Source organism: Streptomyces sp. NBC_00637 (genome assembly GCF_045161545.1).
Taxonomy (GTDB): Bacteria; Actinomycetota; Actinomycetes; order Streptomycetales; family Streptomycetaceae; genus Streptomyces.
In genome coordinates this window covers 4,350,533-4,371,304 of record NZ_CP109046.1, presented here as the reverse complement: position 1 = coordinate 4,371,304, position 20,772 = coordinate 4,350,533, and the positions used below count along the sequence as shown (strand labels likewise).

The 20,772-nt window shown below is 72.2% G+C and carries 17 protein-coding genes and 2 tRNA genes; 6 read left to right on the top strand and 13 right to left on the bottom strand.

Translation table 11 applies throughout. The annotated features are described in order from the left end of the window. The first annotated feature begins 43 nt into the window (after positions 1–43). Together OG440_RS19115 and OG440_RS19110 are read left to right on the top strand one after the other, a co-directional pair. A complete protein-coding gene (locus tag OG440_RS19115; protein WP_406008027.1) occupies positions 44–865 on the top strand; it encodes a YceI family protein in 822 nt (273 codons plus the stop codon). A gap of 83 nt (positions 866–948) precedes the next feature. Further along, positions 949–1,419: a PPOX class F420-dependent oxidoreductase gene (locus OG440_RS19110; protein ID WP_406008026.1), complete on the top strand. Its 471-nt coding sequence runs from the start codon at positions 949–951 to the stop codon at positions 1,417–1,419. 48 nt (positions 1,420–1,467) lie between these two features. Here OG440_RS19110 and OG440_RS19105 read toward each other — a convergent pair whose 3' ends face one another. The 8 genes from OG440_RS19105 to OG440_RS19070 form a co-directional block, all read right to left on the bottom strand. After that, on the bottom strand, positions 1,468–2,232 hold the full coding sequence (locus OG440_RS19105; RefSeq protein ID WP_406008025.1) for a TetR/AcrR family transcriptional regulator: 765 nt from the start codon (positions 2,230–2,232) through the stop codon (positions 1,468–1,470). A gap of 135 nt (positions 2,233–2,367) precedes the next feature. Next, positions 2,368–3,864, bottom strand: coding sequence for an MFS transporter (locus OG440_RS19100; protein WP_406008024.1), 1,497 nt, complete (start codon positions 3,862–3,864; stop codon positions 2,368–2,370). A 157-nt stretch (positions 3,865–4,021) separates the two neighbouring features. Next, positions 4,022–6,238: an ArnT family glycosyltransferase gene (locus tag OG440_RS19095; RefSeq protein ID WP_406008023.1), complete on the bottom strand. Its 2,217-nt coding sequence runs from the start codon at positions 6,236–6,238 to the stop codon at positions 4,022–4,024. Beyond that, a complete protein-coding gene (locus OG440_RS19090) occupies positions 6,235–7,791 on the bottom strand; it encodes a glycosyltransferase (RefSeq protein ID WP_406008022.1) in 1,557 nt (518 codons plus the stop codon). The genes OG440_RS19095 and OG440_RS19090 overlap by 4 nt, the downstream gene beginning before the upstream one ends. 14 nt (positions 7,792–7,805) lie before the next feature. Beyond that, on the bottom strand, positions 7,806–9,446 hold the full coding sequence (locus tag OG440_RS19085; protein WP_406008021.1) for a sensor histidine kinase: 1,641 nt from the start codon (positions 9,444–9,446) through the stop codon (positions 7,806–7,808). Continuing rightward, positions 9,443–10,183, bottom strand: coding sequence for a response regulator transcription factor (locus OG440_RS19080; protein ID WP_020131327.1), 741 nt, complete (start codon positions 10,181–10,183; stop codon positions 9,443–9,445). The genes OG440_RS19085 and OG440_RS19080 overlap by 4 nt, the downstream gene beginning before the upstream one ends. Before the next feature lie 296 nt (positions 10,184–10,479). After that, positions 10,480–11,355 carry a DUF2797 domain-containing protein gene (locus OG440_RS19075; protein WP_406008020.1) on the bottom strand — a complete coding sequence of 292 codons (876 nt, stop codon included), beginning with the start codon at positions 11,353–11,355 and terminating at the stop codon, positions 10,480–10,482. Then, positions 11,276–11,701: an HGxxPAAW family protein gene (locus OG440_RS19070; protein WP_406008019.1), complete on the bottom strand. Its 426-nt coding sequence runs from the start codon at positions 11,699–11,701 to the stop codon at positions 11,276–11,278. Before OG440_RS19070 ends, OG440_RS19075 begins: the two co-directional genes overlap by 80 nt. 149 nt (positions 11,702–11,850) lie before the next feature. Between OG440_RS19070 and OG440_RS19065 the strand changes: the two genes are divergently transcribed. Then, positions 11,851–12,348, top strand: coding sequence for a MarR family transcriptional regulator (locus OG440_RS19065; protein WP_406008018.1), 498 nt, complete (start codon positions 11,851–11,853; stop codon positions 12,346–12,348). A gap of 7 nt (positions 12,349–12,355) precedes the next feature. Here OG440_RS19065 and OG440_RS19060 read toward each other — a convergent pair whose 3' ends face one another. Beyond that, positions 12,356–12,727 (bottom strand): VOC family protein, encoded by a 372-nt coding sequence (locus OG440_RS19060; RefSeq protein ID WP_406008017.1) that lies wholly within the window; start codon positions 12,725–12,727, stop codon positions 12,356–12,358. A 222-nt stretch (positions 12,728–12,949) separates the two neighbouring features. Beyond that, complete coding sequence (locus OG440_RS19055) at positions 12,950–13,303, bottom strand: VOC family protein (RefSeq protein WP_406008016.1); 354 nt, start codon at positions 13,301–13,303, stop codon at positions 12,950–12,952. A 174-nt stretch (positions 13,304–13,477) separates the two neighbouring features. Here OG440_RS19055 and OG440_RS19050 point away from each other — a divergent pair, with 174 nt between their 5' ends. Then, the gene (locus OG440_RS19050) at positions 13,478–13,909 is read left to right on the top strand and encodes a hypothetical protein (protein ID WP_406008015.1); all 432 of its coding nucleotides are present in this window, start codon (positions 13,478–13,480) and stop codon (positions 13,907–13,909) included. Positions 13,910–14,108: 199 nt separating this feature from the next. On the opposite strand, the gene OG440_RS19045 is transcribed toward OG440_RS19050, so the two are convergent. Next, positions 14,109–14,181, bottom strand: a tRNA-Arg gene (locus OG440_RS19045). A 194-nt stretch (positions 14,182–14,375) separates the two neighbouring features. Next, positions 14,376–14,466, bottom strand: a tRNA-Ser gene (locus tag OG440_RS19040). Positions 14,467–14,623: 157 nt separating this feature from the next. Here OG440_RS19040 and OG440_RS19035 point away from each other — a divergent pair. Then, on the top strand, positions 14,624–15,139 hold the full coding sequence (locus tag OG440_RS19035; protein ID WP_406008014.1) for an SSI family serine proteinase inhibitor: 516 nt from the start codon (positions 14,624–14,626) through the stop codon (positions 15,137–15,139). A 396-nt stretch (positions 15,140–15,535) separates the two neighbouring features. Next, a complete protein-coding gene (locus OG440_RS19030) occupies positions 15,536–20,167 on the top strand; it encodes a PAS domain-containing protein (protein ID WP_406008013.1) in 4,632 nt (1,543 codons plus the stop codon). A 16-nt stretch (positions 20,168–20,183) separates the two neighbouring features. Here the strand turns inward: OG440_RS19030 and OG440_RS19025 are convergent, their stop codons facing one another. Continuing rightward, on the bottom strand, positions 20,184–20,768 hold the full coding sequence (locus OG440_RS19025; RefSeq protein ID WP_406008012.1) for a TetR family transcriptional regulator: 585 nt from the start codon (positions 20,766–20,768) through the stop codon (positions 20,184–20,186). Positions 20,769–20,772: the final 4 nt, after the last annotated feature.

Genomic DNA, 20,772 nt, shown 5'->3' with positions numbered 1-20,772 from the left:
TTTCGCCCGCACCGGGCCGGTTCCAGTTCGAGGAGTACATGCAATGGGACTGACCGCGAAGATCCGCACGCGGGACGGGTGGGCCGTGTCGCACGCGGTCGTCACGGTGACCGACATGGCGGGCGGCCAGGTGCTGCGCGCCGAGGCGGACGGTGAAGGAGCCGTACGGGACGCGACCGCGCTCGCTCCCGGGGCGTACACCGTCATCGTCACGGCCGTCGGGTACGCGCCCACGGCGTCCAGCGCGATCGTGACGGCGAGCGGACGCGCCGAGGTGGGGACCGTGACCCTGGCCCGGCAGGGCGGCACGGAACTGCCCCCGCCCGGCCCCTGGACCGTCGACCCGGCGCACTCCACCGTCGGCGCGGTCGCCCAGCACCTGGGCATCTCCAGTGTGCGCGGACGGTTCACGGAGTTCTCGGCGGCGATCGAGGTCGCCCCGGACGACGTCGCCAAGTCCCGCGTGGAGGCGGTGATCCGGGCGGCCTCCATCGACACCGGCAACGCCCTGCGCGACACCCACCTGCGCTCGCCGGACTTCCTGGACGTCGAGACGTACCCGGAGATCACCTACCGCTCCGGCGGCCTGACCCCGGCGGGCCCGGACCGCTGGACCGTCCACGGCGAGCTGTCGCTGCACGGTGTCGCCCGCCCCGCCGACCTGGACCTCGCCTACCTGGGCACCGGCTCGGACCCCTGGGGCGGCACCCGCGCCGCCTTCCGCGCCACGACGGAACTGCGCCGTGAGGACTTCGCGATGAACTACAACCAGGTCGTCCAGGCGGGCATCGCGGCCATCGGCACCACCCTGAAGGTGGAGCTGGACGTCCAGGCGGTACAGGGCGACGCACTGCCCCAGGCGTAGGCGCGGGCAGGGCGACGCACCACCCCGCGCGCAGGCACGGCAGGGTCGGCCGGAACGGGTGCCGCTGCGCCTAGGCTGACTCCATGGCACCGAACATCGCGACGAACACCAAGGTCTCCCTGGACGAGTTGCTGGACTTCGTACGGCCCCGGCACCGCGCGATCCTGCTGACGCGGCGCGCCGACGGCAGCCCCCAGGCCTCGCCGCTGACCTGCGGGGTCGACGACTCGGGGCGGATCGTCGTCTCCACCTACCCCGAGCGGGCCAAGACGCGCAACGCCAAGCGGGACGAGCGGGTCGGCGTCCTCGTGCTCAGCGACGACTGGAACGGCCCGTGGGTCCAGATCGACGGCACGGCCGAGGTCATCGACACGCCCGACTCCGTCGAGCCGCTGGTGGAGTACTACCGCAACATCGCCGGGGAGCACCCGGACTGGGACGAGTACCGGCAGGCCATGCTGAAGCAGGGCAAGTCGATCATCCGGCTCACCCCTCGGCGGTGGGGCCCGATCGCGACCGGCGGCTTCCCGGCCCGCCTGGTCGCCGACCAGTAGACCGGAGGCCGCCGCACCACCACGGTGCCGGACCGGACGGCGGGACGATCAGCCGCGTTTCACCATCGCCTCGATACCCGCGATCAGCAGGTCCAGGGCGAAGGTGAAGTCGCGGCTCATCATCTCCTCGACCGTGTCGCCGCCACGGGCCGCCATGAGCGTCTTCGACTCCTCGATGATCTCGGCGGTCTGCGGGGCGCCCGCGGTCGCGGTCATGGCCTGCCGGAAGTACTCGTCCGGGGTCAGACCGGTGTCCGCGACCCGCTCGAAGAAGTGGCCCTCGATCGTGCCGTAGCCGTACACGAACTGGAAGACGGCCGAGATCGCGCCGGTGATGCCGTGCGCGGGCAGGCCGGTACGCAGCACGACCCGCTGGACCGCACGGGAGAACACCAGCGAGTTCGGGCCGATGTTGAGGTAGCGGCCGGCCAGCGGGGACAGCCACGGGTGGCGGACCAGCAGCCCGCGGTACTCCGTGGCCAGCGCGCGCAGTTGCTCACGCCAGTCCGCGTCCTCGTCCGTCGGGTCGGGCAGCGCCGCCAGCTCGCCGAAAGCCCTGTCCAGGGCGAGTTCGAGCAGGTCGTCCTTGGTGTCGACGTACCAGTAGACGGACATCGCCGTCACGTTCAGCTCGGCCGCGAGCCGCCGCATGGAGAACTTGGCGAGCCCTTCCGCGTCCAGCAGCCGCACGGTGACCTCGGTGATGCGCTCGCGGTCCAGTCCCGAGGGCTGCCCCCCGCCGCGGCCACGCCGACGCGCCCTGCCCTCCAGCCACACACTGCGATGCGCGGCGCCCTCGGCGGTCTCGGACATGGCGAGGCACCTTCCTTCCGGTCACTGGAGAAGATGCTAGGCCGAGGCCCGCCGCCGTGGCGCGGGGGACCGCCCTGACATGCGGTCCGTCGGGCAGTGGGCCGCCCCGGCTCTGCGGGCCGGGAGCCGCTGCCCTCAGCGGGCGGCGGCCGGCACCGCCGACGCCTGCGCGCGGTCCGCCCGGGCCAGCAGAGCCGCGGCCACCACGCCGCCCAGCAGCACGGCGGCTGCCCCGATCAGGAGGCTGACCTCCAGCCCGGACGAGAACGAGTCGATCACCCGCGCCTTCTCCGCCACCGAGTTCGCCGCCGCCAGCGCCACCGGCAGCGACACCGCCGCGAACCGCGCGTTCAGCACCGCGCCGAGCACGGCGACGCCCAGCCCGCTGCCGAACTCCGCCAGCGTCCCGTTGACCCCCGCGCCCACGCCCGCCTTCGCCGGCGGGATCGAGCTCATGATCGCGTACGCCATCGCCGGGCTGGCGACCGACGTTCCCGCGCCGATGAGCAGCAGCCCGACCAGCATCCCCGGGTAGCCGCCGGAGGCCAGCGTGGCGACGGCCGTCAGGCCCCCCGCCACCAGCGCCATCCCCGTCAGCACCGACACCGGGCCGCCGAGCCGGGTCATCACCTTCGCCGACAGTCCGGTGAAGTTGAGGGCCACCACGGTCAGCGCCAGCGGCGCGGTGCGCAGGCCCGCCTCCAGGGGGCCGTAGCCGAGGACGAACTGAAGCTGCTGGGTCAGCAGGAACAGCGCGCCGCCCATTCCGAAGGTGACCAGCACCGCGCCGGCGACCGCGCCCGTGAACCGGCGGTCGCGGAAGAACGCCGGGTCGAGCATGGGGTACGGGATCCTCGTCTCCCAGTACGCGAAGAGCGCGAGGACGACGACCGCCAGCCCCGCGCTCACCAGGACCCGTGCCGACGTCCAGCCGTGCGAGGGGCCGGAGATGATCGCGAAGACCAGCGTGGTCATGCCGACGGTCGACAGGAACGCGCCGAGCAGGTCGGGACGGTCGCCCTGCGGGTTCTTCGTCTCGGGGACCAGGAGCACGACGGCCACCAGGCCCAGCGCCGCCACCGGCAGGTTGATCAGGAAGATCGCGCCCCACCGGAAGTGGTCGAGCACGAAGCCGCCGATGAGCGGCCCGGTCGCGAAGCCCAGCGAGTTCACCGCGGCCCAGATGCCGATCGCCTTCGGCTGCTCCTCGGTGACGAAGACCTGCATCACCACGGCCAGGGTGGTGGTGAACAGCAGCGCCCCGCCCACCCCCATGCCGGCCCGCGCCGCGATCAGCTCGCCCGTGGTGTCCGCCAGGCCCGCCGCCAGGGAACCCAAGCCGAACAGTGCCAGGCCCGCGACCAGCATCTTCTTCCGGCCGTAACGGTCGGCGGCGCTGCCTGCGGTGAGCAGCAGACCGGACTGCACCAGCGAGTACGCGTTGATCATCCACTGGATGTCGGCGGTGGCAGCGTCCAGCTCCCGGGTGAGCGAGGGGATCGCGACGTTCAGGACGGTGTTGTCGAGCAGCACGGTGAGCTGGGCGAGGCAGATGACGCCGAGGATCAACCAGCGTCGGGGATGCCCTGGGGAGCTGCCCGGGAGGGACGAGGGCGACGGGGGCGTGGTCATGTTCTACACCGTAGAGCTATTCCCATACGCCGTACAACAAGATTGTTCGGGGCAAGGACAGGGTGCCGGGCAGCGGACACGGGGAAGGGCGGCGACCGTGGTCACCGCCCTTCCTCACCTGCTCGCGCTCAGGTCTCACGCACTCACCTGCGGCAGGTCAGCCGCTCGCCTTCTGCGTCAGGTCGTAGAAGGTGGCCGAACCGACCGTCACCTTCTTGAAGTTGGCCTCGACCCAGGAGCTGATCTGCGAGGACGTGCCGCTGCTGCTGCCGCTCATGCCGCCGCCGGAGCCACTGCTGATGAAGTAGTGGATCTTCCCGTCGGTCACGTACTGCTTGAACTGCGCCAGCGTCGGCGACGGGTCGGTTCCGTTGAAGCCACCGATCGCCATCACCGCGTCACCCGTGGCGAGTTGGTAGCTCGCGGCGTTCTGCGCGCCGATCGCGGCCGCCGCCCAGGTGTACTCGCCGGAGTCGGCCTCCAGCAGCTTCTCGGCCTCGTCGGTGACCGAGGCGCCGTTGAGCAGGCCGCCGACGCCGCCACCGCCGCCCATGCCGCCGCCGTCGCCGGTCAGGCCCCCGGGACCGCCCTGCTGGGTCTGGCCCTGGCCCTGCGTACCGCCGGTGCCGTTCTGCTGGTTCTGGCCGGGCATGCCCCCGCCGGGGAAGCCGCCGGTGCCGCCACCCTGCTGGTTCTGGCCCTGACCCTGGTTCTGCGTGGTGCCGTTCTGGTTCTGGCCGCCGCCGAAGCCGCCTCGGCCACCGCCACCGCCGCCACCCGGACCCCCGCCGCCCATCGCACTCGCGCCGGACGGGCCGGCGGTCACGATGGAGCCGGTGTGGCCCTCCTGCACCGTGCTGATGGTGTACGCCGTCGGGCCGGCCAGCGCGGCCACCAGGCCCACGGAGGCCGCAGCGAGGGCGAGCTGACGGTTGATCCGGCCCGCGAAGGTCAGGCCGAGCGCGGCCACCAGGCCGCCGACGAGCACCAGCCACTTCAGCCAGGGCAGGTAGTCGGGGGTGCGGTTGAGCAGCACGTACGACCAGGACGCCGCCGCGACGACCGAGGCCGCGAGGGTGATCGAGGCCCACAGCTCGGACCGCTTCTCCCACACCAGACCCGCGCCCATGCCGATCACGGCCGCCAGGTAGGGGGCGAGGGCCACCGTGTAGTACTGGTGGAAGATGCCCGCCATGTAGCTGAAGACGAGCGTGGTCATCAGCAGCGAGCCGCCCCACACCAGGAACAGGCCGCGGGTCGTCGACGTCCGCCTCAGCTTCCGCGTGGCCACCAGACCGCCGGCCAGCAGGATCAGCGCGGCCGGCAGCAGCCAGGAGATCTGGCCGCCGATCTCGGAGTTGAACATCCGGTCCCAGCCGGTCTCACCCCACTGACCGGTGCCTCCGGTGCCCCCGCCGCCGCCGACACTGCCGGTCTCCTCGCCGTTCAGACGGCCCAGACCGTTGTAGCCGAAGGTCAGTTCCAGGAAGGAGTTGTTCTGCGAGCCGCCGATGTACGGGCGGGAGGACGCCGGCCACAGTTCGACGATCGCCACCCACCAGCCGCCGGACACGACCAGCGCGCCGGTGGCGACGGCCAGCTGGCCGAACCGCTTCTTCAGGCCCACCGGGGCGCACACCGCGTACACGATCGCCAGCGGCGGCAGGATGAGGAAGGCCTGGAGGGTCTTGGCGAGGAACGCGAAACCGATCGCGACCCCGGCCCACACCAGCCACTTCGTCCGGCCGTCCTCCAGCGCACGGGCCACCATGTAGCAGGCCACGGCCATCAGCAGGGCCAGCATCGCGTCCGGGTTGTTGAACCGGAACATCAGCGCGGCGACCGGGGTCAGCGCCAGCACGGCGCCCGCGATCAGACCGGCCGCGGGACTGAACCGGCGGCGCACCGAGGCGTAGACGACGGCGACCGAGCCGACGCCCATCAGCACCTCGGGGACGAGGATCGCCCATGTGTTCAGGCCGAAGAGCCTGACCGACAGCGCCATCGGCCACAGCGAGGCCGGGGGCTTGTCGACGGTGATGGCGTTGCCCGCGTCCAGCGAGCCGAAGAACAGGGCCTTCCAGCTCTGGCTGCCGGCCTGGACGGCCGCGGAGTAGAAGGAGTTGGCGTAGTCCGAGGCGCTCAGGTTGTACAGGTAGAGCAGGAGGGTGGCGGCCAGCAGGCCGAGGAAGGCCGGGCGGACCCAGCGGGGATCCTCGGGACGGCCGCGCCACAGTCTGCGCTGCCAGGGCTGCTTCGGCTCACCGGACCCGGGGGCCGGGACGGCCGTCTCCCGGGCGTCGGGATCCGTGTCGGCCGGCGCCGCGGTGGGCGGCGGGCCCCAGCTCGTCGTCTGGTCGAGGTCGGTGGTCATCGGGCGTCCCCCGCGTCGGTGTCTCGGGGGCGGCGCACCGGCAGCATGTGCAGGGGCGCGTCCCTCCAGGTGCCGTCCGCGGCTTCGCCGGCGCGGAACCGAGTGGTCGTGTCGTGGTCCTGCGGGTGCACGACGTGCCGCTGCGGCAATGGCGCGGCCGGGCCGCCGGCCTGCGGAGCACCGGTCTGCGGGCCGCCGGTCTGGGGAGAGCCGGCCGGGTACGTCGGTGAGGAGGCGTGGGGGAAGGAGACGCCGGGGGCCGGGGCGGAGGCGCGGGAGGCGGTCGTCACGCCGTTGTTCGGCTCGTCGCCCTCGCGCCGGTCGGAGAACACCCAGACGCGGAAGAGCAGGAAGCGCAGCACGGTCGCCGCGAGGTTGGCGGCGACGAGCACCGCCAGCTCGGTGGAGTGCGCGGGGCTGGACGTCGCCGTGTTCAGGGCGAAGAGCGAGCCGCTGGTCAGCGCGAGGCCGATACCGAAGACGACCAGCCCCTGGGCCTGGTGCTTGACCGCCCCGCCACGGCCGCGCACCCCGAAGGTGAGCCGGCGGTTGGCGGCGGTGTTGGCGACGGCCGAGACCAGCAGCGCCAGCGCGTTGGCGACCTGGGATCCGCCGAACTGGCGGAACGCGGTGTAGAGCACCAGGTAGAAGAGGGTGGACAGACCACCCACGACACAGAAGCCGACAAGCTGGCGGGCCAGGCCCTTGGGTACGTCCATGATGTCGCGGTCGCGGGGATCGTCGCCGAACGGCCTGGTCAGCCGGTCCAGGGAGAGCGAACCGGTGGCCAGCGCCCGGCCCACGCGCCATACCCCCTTCAGGTCGTCCGTCGCCGTCTTCACGATGTGCACCGTGGAATCCGGGTCGTCGACCCAGTCGACCGGCACCTCGTGGATACGGAGGCCGGCACGTTCGGCGAGCACCAGCATCTCAGTGTCGAAGAACCAGCCGGTGTCTTCCACCAGGGGGAGCAGGATCTGTGCCACATCACGCCGGATCGCCTTGAAGCCGCACTGCGCGTCCGAGAAGCGGGCCTGGAGCGAGCCGCGCAGGATGAGGTTGTAGGCGCGGCTGATGAACTCCCGCTTCGGCCCGCGCACCACACGGGAGCTACGGGCCAGCCGGGAGCCGATCGCCAGGTCCGAGTGGCCGGAGATCAGCGGCGCCACCAGCGGCAGCAGCGCGTTGAGGTCGGTGGACAGGTCCACGTCCATGTACGCGAGGATCGGGGCGTCCGAAGCCGACCAGACGGTCCGCAGCGCACGGCCGCGGCCCTTCTGCTCGAGCCGGAAGTTCCTGACCTCCGGGATGCGCGCCGCCAGCCGCTGCGCCACCGCGGGGGTGGTGTCCGTCGACGCGTTGTCCGCGATCGTGATGCGGAAGGAGTACGGGAACGTACGCGTCAGATGGTCGTGCAGTCTGCGGACGCACGGCAGGAGGTCCTTCTCCTCGTTGTAGACGGGGATCACTACGTCCAGGACAGGCGTACCGGCTGTGGCGGCCGGGAGGTGCTCCCGCGCCGGCAGGGTGCCGGGAGAAGAGTCGGTTCGCATGACATCGACTTTCGTCAGGCGCCCTGTTGCACCCATGTGGTGGCACTGTGGTCGACCTGTGAGTCGAGTTGCCAGTTCGTTTCGGGGGACGGCTGGGGAACGGCGGGGGCGAGCGCGGGCAAATGAACGGTGAAGACCGTCTGTCCGGGCACGCTGTCCACCGTCACGGCGCCGCCGTGCGCGGTCGCCACGGCCTGCACGATGGCGAGGCCGAGTCCGGTCGAACCGGTGGTGCGGGAGCGCGCCGTGTCGCCGCGGGCGAACCGTTCGAAGACGTGCGGGAGCAGATCGGCCGGGATGCCCTGACCGTTGTCCTGGACGTCCACGCACAGCCACGGCCCGCGGTGCTGCACGCGCGCGGTGACCGTCGTACCGGGCGGGGTGTGCGTCCGGGCGTTGGCGAGCAGGTTGACGAGGACCTGCTGAAGGCGTGCCGCGTCGGCGGAGACGAGCGCGGGCTCGTCGGGAAGTTCGAGGCGCCAGACGTGGTCACGTCCGGCGGCGCGGGCGTCGCTGATGGTGTCGATGACGAGGGGGACCAGGTCGGTCTGCTCGAACTGCAGGGGCCGGCCCGCGTCGAGCCGGGCGAGCAGGAGCAGATCCTCGACGAGGAAGGTCATCCGGCCGGCCTCGGACTCGATACGCCCGAGGGCGTGCCGGGTGTCGGGCCCGACCTCCTCCCGGCCGCGCCGGGTCAGCTCGGCGTAGCCCCTGATGGAGGCGAGCGGCGTACGGAGCTCGTGACTGGCGTCCGCGACGAACTGGCGGACCCGCATCTCGCTCTCCTGGCGGGCGTGCAGGGCGCCGTGGACGTGGTTCAGCATCCGGTTGAGCGCGGCCCCGACCTGTCCGACCTCGGTGTGCGGATCGGTCTCGGACTCCGCGACCCGCTCGCTGAGGTTGACCTCGCCGGTGTGCAGCGGGAGTTCGGAGACCCGGGTGGCGGTGGCGGCGACCCTGCGCAGGGGGCGGGTGGCCACTCCGACGAGGACGTAGCCGGCGATACCCGCGGCCACCAGGCCCGCTGCGGTGACGCTGAGCTCGACGATGACGAGGGTGTTGATCGTGTTGCTGACGTCGGTGGTCGGGACGGCGACGTAGTAGCTTCCCTTGTCACCGCTCTTGTACTCGACGCGGTACTCGCCGTACCCGGGGAGGTCCACCGTGTGCGCGTCACCGTCCTGGGAGACGGAGCCGAGCGCCGCGATCGCGGAGTCGGAGAGGTCCGCGGGGCTCATCTCCAGGTCGTCCGAGGACTTCTTGCCGACCTTGGCGGAGGTGATGGAGCCGTTCTCGACCTTGGCGGCGACCGTGCCCTGCGGCTGCGGGCCCCGAGCCACGAACTCGCCGATGTCGGTCGTCTGCTCCAACTGCTGGGTGTCGCCGGTGCCGGCCCCCTTGGCAGCCTGGTCGCCGCCCACCTTGCTCGGGCCGCCGGGCGGCCCGAACTGGCCGGAGGCACGCATCGCGACCTCGTTCAACTGGCCGTCCAACTGGTCGTACAGATGGGAGCGCAGCGCCAGGGTCGTCACCGTACCGATCACCGCGCATACGACGGCGATCAGCGCGACGGACGCGACGACGAGCCGCGTCCGCAGGGTGCGCGGCTGTCCCGCTCGTCGCTTCTGCGCACGTGGTCGCCGTCGCCCGCTCATGAGACGGCGGGCTTGATCAGGTACCCGGCGCCGCGCCGGGTGTGGATCATCGGTTCGCGTCCCGCGTCGATCTTCCGCCGCAGGTAGGAGATGTACAGCTCGACGACGTTGGCCTGACCGCCGAAGTCGTACGACCACACGCGGTCGAGTATCTGGGCCTTGCTGAGCACGCGCCGCGGGTTGCGCATCAGGAAGCGCAGCAGCTCGAACTCGGTGGCGGTCAGGTGGATGTTGTCCCCGGCCCGCGACACCTCGTGACTGTCCTCGTCGAGGGTGAGGTCCCCGACCACGAGCACCGAGTCGGAGCGCCGGTCGGCGGCACCCGAGCGCCGGATGAGTCCACGCAGCCGCGCCACGACCTCTTCGAGGCTGAACGGCTTGGTGACGTAGTCGTCGCCGCCCGCGGTGAGGCCGGCGATCCGGTCCTCGACCGCGTCCTTGGCCGTCAGGAAGAGCACCGGCACCTCGGGCAGCTCACGACGCAGCCGCCCCAGGACGGTCAGCCCGTCCATGTCGGGAAGCATCATGTCGAGGACGACGGCGTCGGGGCGGAACTCCCGGGCGGTCTGGATGGCACCCGTGCCGTCTCCCGCACTCCGGATCTGCCATCCCTCATAGCGCAGGGCCATGGACAGCAGTTCGGTGATCGACAGCTCGTCGTCCACCACAAGCACTCGGACGGGGCTCCCGTCCGGCCTCAGCAGTTCGGTGCGCCCCTGGGGCGAGGTCGTGGTCATGGTGAACACCTTGGCCGGGTCCCCTGAGAGCACTCTTTCACTAATCTGTGATTTACCTGAGAAACGCACAGGCACCTCTCAGGCAACACCTGGGAACCGCTTGCTCCCCGTCGACTCCGGGGTGCGGTATGCCTGGTACGACCTGTTGTGCGGCCCTCGGGGCACCCGTTCCGTGAGAGTCACCTGGGTGGTCCGCGTGAACCCGTGGCTGTGCTCCAGCTGAGGTTCGCCAGAACAGGCCGCCAGGAGACAGGCCGCCAGGACAGACCGCCGGAACAGGCCATCGGGACGGACCGTCAGAACAGTCCGTCCTGACGATGGTCGGCCGCGGCCTCGAAGTGCCGTACCGGAAAGGCCGGTTCACCGCCCGCCACCGGCACCAGCCGCCACCCCCGCATCAACCGCGTGTCGAGCACGACCACTCCGCCCGGAGTGGCGAGATGCAGATCGGGCCCGGCGGCCGCCACGAGCTCCCCGCCCACCGCTCCCCCGGGGACGAGCTCGACCACCGCCCCGAGCGCGGCCGGCGCCCCGGCCAGCCCGAACGCCCGCACGTGATCGACGGGGTGGAAGGGCGCGCGCTCCAACGACTCGGGCCAGCCGCCCAGTCGCACGGCGCGCGCGTACACCTCGCCCATCTCCTCGGCCCGTTCCGCCTCCGAGTCCGGCAGCGCGGCCCGCACCGCACGTTTCTCGGCGTACGGAATCCGGTCCGGCACCCGCAGAGCGGCCCGCAGCAACTCCTCCGTGCGCCGGGCGGCCATCAGCGGCCCGCTGCCGAGCCAGCTGAAGCAGACGGCGCCCTGCTCCAGCAACCGCACCGAGCCCCGCTCGACCGCCGTGATCCCGACCTTGACCAGACCGGGCCCGAACCAGGCGAGGTACACGCGGTACGGTCGCGGATCGTCGGCAACCCGGTCCGCGGCGACGGAGTGCGCCCGGTCCAGCCGCGCACACTCCTCACACCGCCCGCCCGCGCTCCTCCCCGGCACGACCACCCGCCGGGGACACGCGTGCCCCCGAGCCCCCGCACACTCCCGCACGCCCCCGTCCGCCACGCCGAAGGAGACCCGCCTCCCCCAGGACAGCGGGCTACGACGCCCCCCGTCCCACCTCAGCTCCGGCCCCTCCGCCGACCACCGCAGCCCCGCGCACTTCCATGCCTGTGCCATCACCCACCACGGTAGGCCCAGGCACTGACACCACGGCCAGGGTCGCGGGCGCGCGCCCCGCGAGCCGGCATCCGACGCATCCCGGATGCCCGTCCCGGGCCCACGGGTCGCGGACCCGCATCCCCCACTCCGCCTTCGGCCGCACCCCCGGCGGCTTGCCCCACCCGGTCAGATGCAGCCCCCAGGTGACCAGCGCGCTCAGGACGACGATCACGAGCCCGACGGTCAGGAGGACCCCGGAGACGGCACACACCCCCACCCCCACCACGGCGGTCCCGACGGTCGCGATGCCGACGCCGGTCCAGCCGGCGACCGTGTGTCCCTCGTCGTACAGATGCCCCGCCATGTTTCCCTCACCTTCTAAGAAGTTGCTGTACTTAACCTCTTAGAGGGTAAGAGAAACCGAAACCAGATAACAAGGACCCAGCAGAAACCGACGTCCCGCGAACCCGCGGACTCCTCAGCCAGGAAACAAGAGAGCGCAGAGAGCCCGAGATGCCAGCCGAGCCGACACCGCCGCACCACGGCCGCCCCGCCGCCACCCCCGCGCAAGCGCTTGCGGCGATGGACGACCTCATCGCTGCCAGCATGGTCGGCCAGCAGGAGATGGCCCAGCGCCTGGGCCTGAACGTCACCGACCTGACCTGCTTCGGCTACGTCATCCAGGCCGGCGAGGACCTCCTCACCGCCGGCGAACTCGCGGCCCGCGTGCACGTCACGACGGGCGCGGTGACCGGCATCCTCAACCGCCTGGAACGCGCCGGCTATGTCACCCGCCGCCCCGACCCCGGGGACCGCCGCAGGGTCCGCGTCGCCGCGGTGCCTGCCGCGGTCGCTCGCGCCCACGCCCTCTACGAGCCGTACTACGCCCGTCTCCACGCCCTCTTCGCGGACTACTCCCCCGAGGAGACCGCCGTCCTGACGGACTGGTTCACCCGCGCCACGACCCTGGCCAACACCTACCGGGACGAACTCCGCCGCCACGACAGCTGACGCTCGGCTACCGAACGAGGTTCTTCTTCGGACGGACCACGCAGAATTCGTTCCCCTCCGGATCTGCCAGCACGGTCCACGACTCGTCGCCGCTCTGCCCGACGTCCGCCCTGCGGGCGCCGAGCGCGAGGATGCGCTCGATCTCGGCCTCCCGGTCCTCCACCGCGGACGTCAGATCGAGGTGCAGCCGGTTCTTGACGACCTTGCGATCCGACACCGGCATGAAGCAGATCCCCACCGGAGCGTTCTCGTCCGTCCCGATCACCACCTCCCGCTCCCGCTCGGACAGCACCCGCCAGCCCAACACCTCAGCCCAGAAGCGCGCCAGACCGGGCAGATCATGAGCGTCGATCACGATGTGATGCAACGAAACAGGCATGCCGGACAGTGTCCCTCTCCTCGAAGCCCACGAACAGACGCGAACGAACAGGCGCGTACAGAGAGGAGACGACGCGACCGGTGCCGGTGGCCCGACAGGTGTCCGGCGCGAACGGGCGAAGGTGCGGACGGGCGAAGGTGCGGACGGCGGCGGGCCGTTCGAAGCGGGGCCGGGACATCACGCCCCGCCTCTCCCTCACCACCCACCACCCACTCGACGGGCTCAGTCGGATCGCCGGCCGAGAAGGCAGAACTCGTTGCCCTCGGGATCCGCCAGGACGACCCACGACTGATCACCCTGGCCGATGTCGACCCGCTGCGCGCCGAGCGCCACCAGGCGAGCCACCTCGGCGTCCTGGTCGTCGGGGACGAAGTCGAGATGCAGCCGGCTCTTGCCCTGCTTCGGCTCGTCGAGCCTGACGAACTCCATCCCCGGCAGACGACCCGACGCCGGGGCGATCGCGAACTCCACGTCGGAGGTGTGGACGACCACCCACCCGAGGGCCTCGGCCCACCACTGCCCCAAGGCCGCCGGATCAGCCGAGTGGACGATGACATGCCGCCATTCCAAGGTCATCCGGCGAGTCTAGTCCGCTCCCCAAGACGGTCACCGGCGAGAAAGGGCGCCACCCCGCCATGGTGGGTTGCGGTCGCGGCGCCGGGGAATCGCGGTGATCCTGGCAGGGGAGGGCGGCCGGCGTCGCACGGGCGTTGCGCTTCGGTGACCGCGCTGTACAGGAAGGTGACGGCCATGGCAGCAGTGCCGAACGAGTCACGGCGAGGGCACGTGGGGCCGGACAGCGGCGACCGGCTCAGCGGCGCGTCCGTGTTCGCCGGGTCCGCGATGATGCTCAGCGGGCCGCTCAGCATTCTCATGGGTGCCTCCGGCATCGCGGAGGACAACCTGTTCGCCGCGTCCCAGTACGCCTACCGCTTCGACCTGACCGCCTGGGGCTGGATTCACATCGTGGTCGGACTGGCACTCGTCATCGCCGGTCTGGGGGTCGTGGGCAACAAGAGCTGGGGTCGCGGGGCCGGTGCGGCGGTGGCAGGGATCAGCCTGATCACCCAGTTCATGTTCGTTCCGTACTACCCGCTGTGGGCCATCCCCGTGATGACGATCGACCTTCTGATCATCTTCGCGCTGACGAGGATCCACATCGACACCGACGGCGTCCGGTGACACACCTCGCCCACCCCTCTCCCCGGCGCCCGTCCCGGCCCGCGGTCTCGCAACGCCAAGCGCGCCGCGGTTGAGGTCGGTCGGGGACTCGGGGATTCGGCGGCGCTTCGGCTTCCGCCGGCGGTTGCCGTCAATCACTGCCGTCGATGAAAAAACCAGAGGCCCTAAGGAGTGATCCTTAGGGCCTCTGGCTCAGCTGTGCACTCGGCAGGATTCGAACCTGCAACCTTCTGATCCGTAGTCAGATGCTCTATCCGTTAAGCTACGAGTGCTTGTTGTTCGGTTTTTCTGTCTTCGCTCTCGGCTCTTGCGACCCGCTCGCGGCGACAGGAAGAACATTACATGACTGCCGCCGACATGTGAAATCCGTTTGCCATACCGCTTGTGAGCTGCGGAAACGCCTGTCCGGGGGCTTCTGCGGAACGACGAAGCCCCGGTCCTCGGGACCGGGGCTTCGGTGATCGCGCGGAGGCGGAGGGATTTGAACCCTCGATGGGATTGAAGTCCCAAACCGCATTAGCAGTGCGGCGCCATAGACCGGACTAGGCGACGCCTCCAGCACAACCGCTCGCGTGTGGGCGAGTGGTGCGTGCAGATGATGACACAGTCGAGCGGCGTGTCACCAATCGCCGTCCACGGTACTAGGCCGGTGGGTCGCAGGGCAAAGCGGTTGGCGGGGTGCAACGTCGTCCGTGGCGTCGCGTTAGTCCTGTCATGTTCCAGGTCACCCCCCTGCGACGGCTCGCCGTCGCCGCATCCGCCGCCTGTGCCGTCGTGGGCGCCGCGTCCGCCGCCGGGACAGCCGAGGCCGTCACCGGCGTCACCGCCGTCAGCGCCGTCGCCGAGGTCGTCCCGCTCGCGCCCCCGCCCGTCCGGGAGGAGGACCGGGTCTCCGGCGATCACCTCACGGTCACCGTCCGGCAGGCCGGCGGGCGGGCCGACGGGACGTTCGAGCTGTACTGCCACCCGGGAGGCGGCAGTCACCCGGACGTGGAGAACGCCTGTCGCGCCGTGGACCGCAACGCGAGGTGGGGCAGGGACACCTTCGCGCCCGCGCCGGCCGACGGCATCTGCACCATGCGGTACGGCGGGCCGGCCACCGCCCATGTCACGGGCCGCTGGGCCGGGCGTCCGGTCGACGCGACGTACGACCGCAGCAACGGCTGCCAGATCGAGCGGTGGGACCGGCTGGTGCCGCTGCTGCCCGACCTGCGCCCCGCCACGCGCTGACGCATGCCCGCGGGGGCGTGCCCGGCTATACCCACAGCCGCATGCCCCGGTGGGAGTGTCGGTGACCGTGTCCGGTGGCCGATGCGCCCCTCCCCTTCATCCTTCGCGGGTACAGGTGACGCGTGGCGGAAGCACCGGTTCCGTAAAGGTCGCGCGAAGGTACCGCGAAGTCCGGGCAGCCGGCGGGGCGGGCGCGGGAGGGGTCGGCCCCGCGCAGGGACAGGCCACGACGGGTGGGGACACACGTTCTGTGTCACTTCGTCGTGCGAGCTCCCTCTCATCCGGCGCCGCCGACGGGACCCCAGCCCTTAGACTCCCTCGCGTGACACGGTGAGGGCCGGTTGGCAAGATGGCCCGAACGGTCGGCAAGGTGCGGTAACAGGGAGGAAGCGACTCGTGAGCAGCAGGCCATCCCGAGGCGCTGCTCGCCTCGCAGCCATACTCGACGCGCTCCCGGATGCGTTGGTGTTGGTCAACGCCAACGGGACCGTCGTCAACGCGAACACCATCGCGCTCGAGGCGTTCGAGACTCCGGGCACCGCGCTGGTGGGCCGCGGGCTCCTCGATCTGCTGCCGCAGTTCGACTCCAAGCTCATCCCGGGGTCCATGCGGCGGCCCGATCACATGGACCCGCGCGGGCGGACCAAGCCGACCCGGATGGTCGCGCGCCGCACCGACGGCAGCGAGTTCCCGGTCGAGGTCACCAGCGCCAATCTGGAGAACGGCCAGCAGGCCTACGACGGCTACGGCTACTCCTCCGCCTCCGACGAACTGCTGATGCTCGTCGTACGCGACCTGTCCGGGACCGTCGACACCGAGGCCGAACTGGCGCGTTCGCAGCGGCAGACCGAGATGATCCTGCGGGCCGCGTCCGAGGGCGTCGTGGGCACCGACACCGACGGGCGGATCGTCCTCGTCAACCCGGCCGCCGCCCAGATACTGGGGTACCGGGCCGGCGACCTCGGCGCCAAGGAGCTGCACACCCTCGTGCTGCACTCCCGGGCCGACGGCTCGCCGTTCCCGTACGACGAGTCGCCGCTCGCCGACACCCTGCGGTCCGGGCGCAAGCACCGGGTGCGCGGGCAGGTGCTGTGGTCCAAGAGCGGGGACAGGGTCGCGGTCGATCTGACGACCGCGCCCGTGCGCGACGGCGACCAGCTCGTCGGCGCCGTCATGACCTTCACCGACCGGCGGCCCTACGACGCGCTCGCCGAGGAGAAGGACGGGGTCGAGAAGCGGCACGCGGAGGAGTTGGAGAAGCTCTCCGAGGAGCACGCCTCCGACCTCACCGCGCTGCGCCAGCAGCACGTCACCGAGCTCGAGGAACTGCGCGAGCGGCACGCGGAGGAACTCGCCGCCGGTGAGGAGCGCTACGCCTCGCTCGGCGAACGCGAGAAGGACCGGTACGAGGCGCTCGCCGGCCGGCACGAGCAGTTGCTCACCCTGCTCGGCGGGTCCCTGCGCGGCCCCCTCGACGAACTGCGCCGCGAGCTGGCGGCACTCGCCGCGGACGACGCCGGTCAGCTCTGGCCCGAGGCCAACCAGGTGCTCCACCATCTGTCGGCGGGCTACTCGCGGATCACCACCCTCATCGACAACGTGCTCGGCTACCAGCGTCTCGACACCGGGTCGGAGGTCATCGCCCGGACGAAGGTGATGCTCGACGCCGTCGTCGCCGCCGGGGTCGACGGCGCGGTGGATCTCATCGGACCGGGACGGGTGCAGTTCGCCGTGCACGCGCCGCCCATCGAGGCCGAGGTCGACGCGCGGCTCCTCGCGACCGCGCTCGCACACCTCGTGGCCGACGTCGCGGGCGTCGACGCCACCGGCAACGCGCCCGTCTCGGCGGGCGGTTACATGGACAACACGGTCGTGGTGGCGGCCGCCCAGCGCGGCGAGGTCGTACGCATCGAGGTGCGCGGGCCGTACGCCGGCGGCGACCCGGTGCACGAACCGATCGTGCGCGGGATCGTGCGGGCGCACGGTGGCGTGCTCCAGACGCACGAGGTGCCGGGGATGAGCGGCAGCGCGTACGTGCTGGAGGTGCCGTTGGGCGGTGGCGCGGGGGCCATGGCGGCTCCCGCGGCCATGGCGCTGCCCGCCCTCGCGTCCGGTGACGGCGCCGCCTCGCCGGCCCCCGCGACCGCCATGGCCCCGGAGGAGGACGTCGCGGGCGAGTACGGCGTCGGTGGGCGCCGGCGGGCCCGGCGGTCCTCCGTGGACGCGTTCCTGGAGGGTGACGTCCCGGCCGTCGAGGGCGGCGCCGAAGCGGAGGCGACCATTCCGACCGGTCGGCGGCGCAGGCGGGCCGGGGCCCCGGCCGCCGAGGAGATGCCGGCCGAGGTGGCGCCCGTCGCGGACGAGGCCGAGGGCCCGGAGGGCTCCGGCGGCACCGGGCGGCGGCGTGGCCGGTCGGCCGAGGTCGCCGTCGTGGGAGCCGACCCCGGGTCCGGCGCGGGCATGCCCGACGCGGGTACGGCCGTGGCGATCGACGGCGGGGTGAGCGAGGGCGCCGTCGTCACCGCCGCCGAGCACGCGGCGGGGACCGCGGCCTCGGGTACGGGACTCGGCGGCACCGTTCCGCCGCAGGGTGTACCGGTGCCTGCCGGGCAGCGGGCCCCCCAAGTACCGGACGGCCGGCAGCCGCAGAACGCGTTGCCGTCCGCGTTGCCGGCGCTCGCGGGCGCATCGGCCGAGGCCCCGGGGACGGGTCCGGGAGCCATGACGCCGGCGGGGGCGGAGGACGGTCAGCCGACGGGCAGGCGACGGCGTGCCCTGGCCGCCGCGAACGAGCGTGCCGCCGCGCAGGAGGCGGGACCTCGCTCGGTGTTCGCCCTGCCGCCGGCGGAGGCCGACCGGGTGCCGGACGGCTCCGTCGGCGCGGGTGCGGCCGCCCAGGTTCCCCAGATCCCCCAGGCTCCTCAGACTCCCCAGGTTCCCCAGGTTCCCCAGGTCGCGCGGCCGGTCGGACCGATGCCGGCTCCCGGTTCGGCGCCCGGGCCGGTGCAGGCGTTGGGAGCGATCCAGGTCCCGGCCCAGGCACCCGTCGCCGCTCAGGCTCAGGTCTCCGGACAGGCACCCGTGGCCGACCAGACACCGGTTGCCGCCCAGGCACCCGTTGCCGCCCCGGCCCAAGCGCCGGCGCAGGTTCCTGTTCAGGCTCAGGTTCCCCTTCAGGCTCAGGCGCCCGTTCAGGCGCAGTCGCCCGTTCCGAGTGCCGCCGAGAATTCCGCACTCGACCACGGGCGGCACGACGCCGTCCCGCACGACCAGGCCGCCGATCACACCCCGCCCCAGCCGCACCCCACGAGCGCGCCCACGGGTCGCCGTCGCCGGGCCGCCGCTCAGGCCCCGGAGGTCGCCGCCCCGGCACCGGCGCAGGCCCAGCTCCCCTCTCCACCGCAGCAGAGGGGACAGGCCGCCGTCGCGCAGCCCGGGCCGGCAGCCGTGCCCGCCCCTGGGCAGCCGGCCGCAGGTCAGCCGTTGCCCGCGCAGGCGGCCCCCGGCCAGGCGGTCCCCGCACCCGCCCCCGTGCCGAACGCGGCCGGGCACGGTCAGCCGCTCCCGGCCGAAGCGGCCCCGGCCGCCGCCCCTGCCCCTGCCCCTGCGGCGGCGCAGCCCGCGCCGGCGACGACGACGCCCGGCGGTGGCACCCCGCTTCCGCCCGAGGCCGTCGGCGGACAGCCTCGGGCCGCGCAGCCGTTGCCCGCCGAGGCCGCGACGGGCCGGCCGATGGACCCCCACTCGACGCAGGGACGGGCGATCAGCGTCCGGACGCTGGGTCAGGGCGTGCCGTTCACCCGGCAGGCCGCGCAGGTGCAGCAGGCCCAGCAGTTGCAGCAGGCACAACAGGTCCAGCACGCGCAACAGGCGCAGCAGGCTCAGGTGATGCGTTCCTCGCAGGCGGGACTGCCGTCGGCGCAGTCCACGGCCACCCCGGCTCCGCACGCCCCCGGCGGTTCCGGGCGGCGCCGCAAGCTGGGGACTCCGCCCGACCCGACGACGCGCCCGGAGCAGACGGCCCGTCCGCACCCGTCGGGCGAGCAGCCCGTCGGGGCGCAGGCCCCGGCACCGTCGCCCGGCGCGACGCCCACGCCCGCGCCCGCCCCGCCGCCCGTCCCGCATCCCTCCCTCGCGGGCCAGGCGCGGCTCGTGCCCGGTGGGCCGGGGACCGAAGGTGCCGGACGGTCGTACGCCATAGGGGCTCCGGACGAGAACGCCGCCGAGGGACCCGAGCCGCTGGACGGGCCCGGTGGAGCCGTCGAGGTGGCGGATCCGCCTCGGCCGCAGCCCCTGGACGACGAGCTGCCGCCTGAGCCGCTGGACAACCCGCGTCGGCTGCTGGTGTGGCCGGCGCCGGACGTCAGTACGCAGCAGGCACTCAGCGACCGCGGCTATCGGCCGGTCATCGTGCACTCGCGCGAGGAGGTCGACGCGCAGATCGCCGCCTTCCCGGCCGCGCTGTTCGTGGACCCGCTGACCGGGCCGATCACCCGTACCGCGTTGCAGTCGCTGCGTACGGCCGCGGTGGCCGCCGAGGTTCCCGTGCTGGTCACGGCGGGGCTCGGGCAGGCGACGCGCGAGGCGGCGTACGGCGCCGATCCTGCCGTCCTGCTGAAGGCGCTCGCGCCGCGCGACAGCGAGCAGCATCCGCCGCGGGTGCTGCTCATCGAGGAGCACGCCGAGATCGCCCTCGCCCTGACCTCGACGCTGGAGCGGCGCGGGATGCAGGTGGCACGGGCGGCGAGCGACGCGGACGCGGTCACGCTCGCCGGGCAGCTGCGGCCGAACCTGGTCGTGATGGACCTGATGCAGATGTCCCGGCGCCATGCCGGGATCCTGGACTGGCTGCGCGCGAACGGCCAGCTCAACCGCACTCCGCTGGTCGTCTACACGGCCGCCGTCGACCAGGCCGACCTGCCGCGGCTGGCGTCGGGGGAGACGGTCCTCTTCCTCGCCGAGCGGTCGACGAGCGCCGAGGTGCAGAGCAGGATCGTGGATCTGCTGGCCCGGATCGGCACCAACTAGACCCGTCCGATCCGGCCTACCGGGCGACCATCCGCCGCGCCGCCTCCTTGATGGAGGCGCGCAGGCGGTCGCGGTCGGCGTCCTCGGAGCCCGCCAGGATGCGGCTCATCTGGGGGACGAAGGCGGCCCAGTTGGCCATCGCGATCAGCAGGAAGAAGAGGTCGCGGGCCGGGATCGCGTCGGAGATCACTCCCCGGTCCTGCGCCTCCCGCACGGCGGAGACCTTGAGCGCGTAGTGCTTCTGGCGTTGCGCCTCGTCGGGCAGCAGCTCGGTGCTGCCGTACTCGATGCCTTCCCAGTACAGGAGGCGGAGCAGTTCGGGGTGGGCGGCGTGGTAGTCCATCAGCCGGTCGAGCCAGCCCTCGATGTCGTCGGGGTCGACGGGGACGGCCGAGGCGAGGTCCACCATGGAGCGGCCGAGGACCTGGGAGAACAGTTCGGCCTTGTTGCCGAAGTAGGCGTAGATGAGCTGCTTGTTCGCCTTGGCTTCGGCTGCGATGCGGTCGATGCGGGCGCCCGCGATGCCGTAGCGGGCGAACTCCGCGACGGCGGCGTCGAAGATCCGGGCCCGGGTGGCCTCGGGATCCCTGGTGGTTGCCATGGGG

Bases quoted from the DNA above. Each gene is read 5' to 3' on its own strand.
- OG440_RS19115 (WP_406008027.1), top strand. From the start codon at position 44: ATGGGACTGACCGCGAAGATCCGCACGCGGGACGGGTGGGCCGTGTCG.
- OG440_RS19110 (WP_406008026.1), top strand. From the start codon at position 949: ATGGCACCGAACATCGCGACGAACACCAAGGTCTCCCTGGACGAGTTG.
- OG440_RS19105 (WP_406008025.1), bottom strand. From the start codon at position 2,232: ATGTCCGAGACCGCCGAGGGCGCCGCGCATCGCAGTGTGTGGCTGGAG.
- OG440_RS19100 (WP_406008024.1), bottom strand. From the start codon at position 3,864: ATGACCACGCCCCCGTCGCCCTCGTCCCTCCCGGGCAGCTCCCCAGGG.
- OG440_RS19095 (WP_406008023.1), bottom strand. From the start codon at position 6,238: ATGACCACCGACCTCGACCAGACGACGAGCTGGGGCCCGCCGCCCACC.
- OG440_RS19090 (WP_406008022.1), bottom strand. From the start codon at position 7,791: ATGCGAACCGACTCTTCTCCCGGCACCCTGCCGGCGCGGGAGCACCTC.
- OG440_RS19085 (WP_406008021.1), bottom strand. From the start codon at position 9,446: ATGAGCGGGCGACGGCGACCACGTGCGCAGAAGCGACGAGCGGGACAG.
- OG440_RS19080 (WP_020131327.1), bottom strand. From the start codon at position 10,183: ATGACCACGACCTCGCCCCAGGGGCGCACCGAACTGCTGAGGCCGGAC.
- OG440_RS19075 (WP_406008020.1), bottom strand. From the start codon at position 11,355: ATGGCACAGGCATGGAAGTGCGCGGGGCTGCGGTGGTCGGCGGAGGGG.
- OG440_RS19070 (WP_406008019.1), bottom strand. From the start codon at position 11,701: ATGGCGGGGCATCTGTACGACGAGGGACACACGGTCGCCGGCTGGACC.
- OG440_RS19065 (WP_406008018.1), top strand. From the start codon at position 11,851: ATGCCAGCCGAGCCGACACCGCCGCACCACGGCCGCCCCGCCGCCACC.
- OG440_RS19060 (WP_406008017.1), bottom strand. From the start codon at position 12,727: ATGCCTGTTTCGTTGCATCACATCGTGATCGACGCTCATGATCTGCCC.
- OG440_RS19055 (WP_406008016.1), bottom strand. From the start codon at position 13,303: ATGACCTTGGAATGGCGGCATGTCATCGTCCACTCGGCTGATCCGGCG.
- OG440_RS19050 (WP_406008015.1), top strand. From the start codon at position 13,478: ATGGCAGCAGTGCCGAACGAGTCACGGCGAGGGCACGTGGGGCCGGAC.
- OG440_RS19035 (WP_406008014.1), top strand. From the start codon at position 14,624: ATGTTCCAGGTCACCCCCCTGCGACGGCTCGCCGTCGCCGCATCCGCC.
- OG440_RS19025 (WP_406008012.1), bottom strand. From the start codon at position 20,768: ATGGCAACCACCAGGGATCCCGAGGCCACCCGGGCCCGGATCTTCGAC.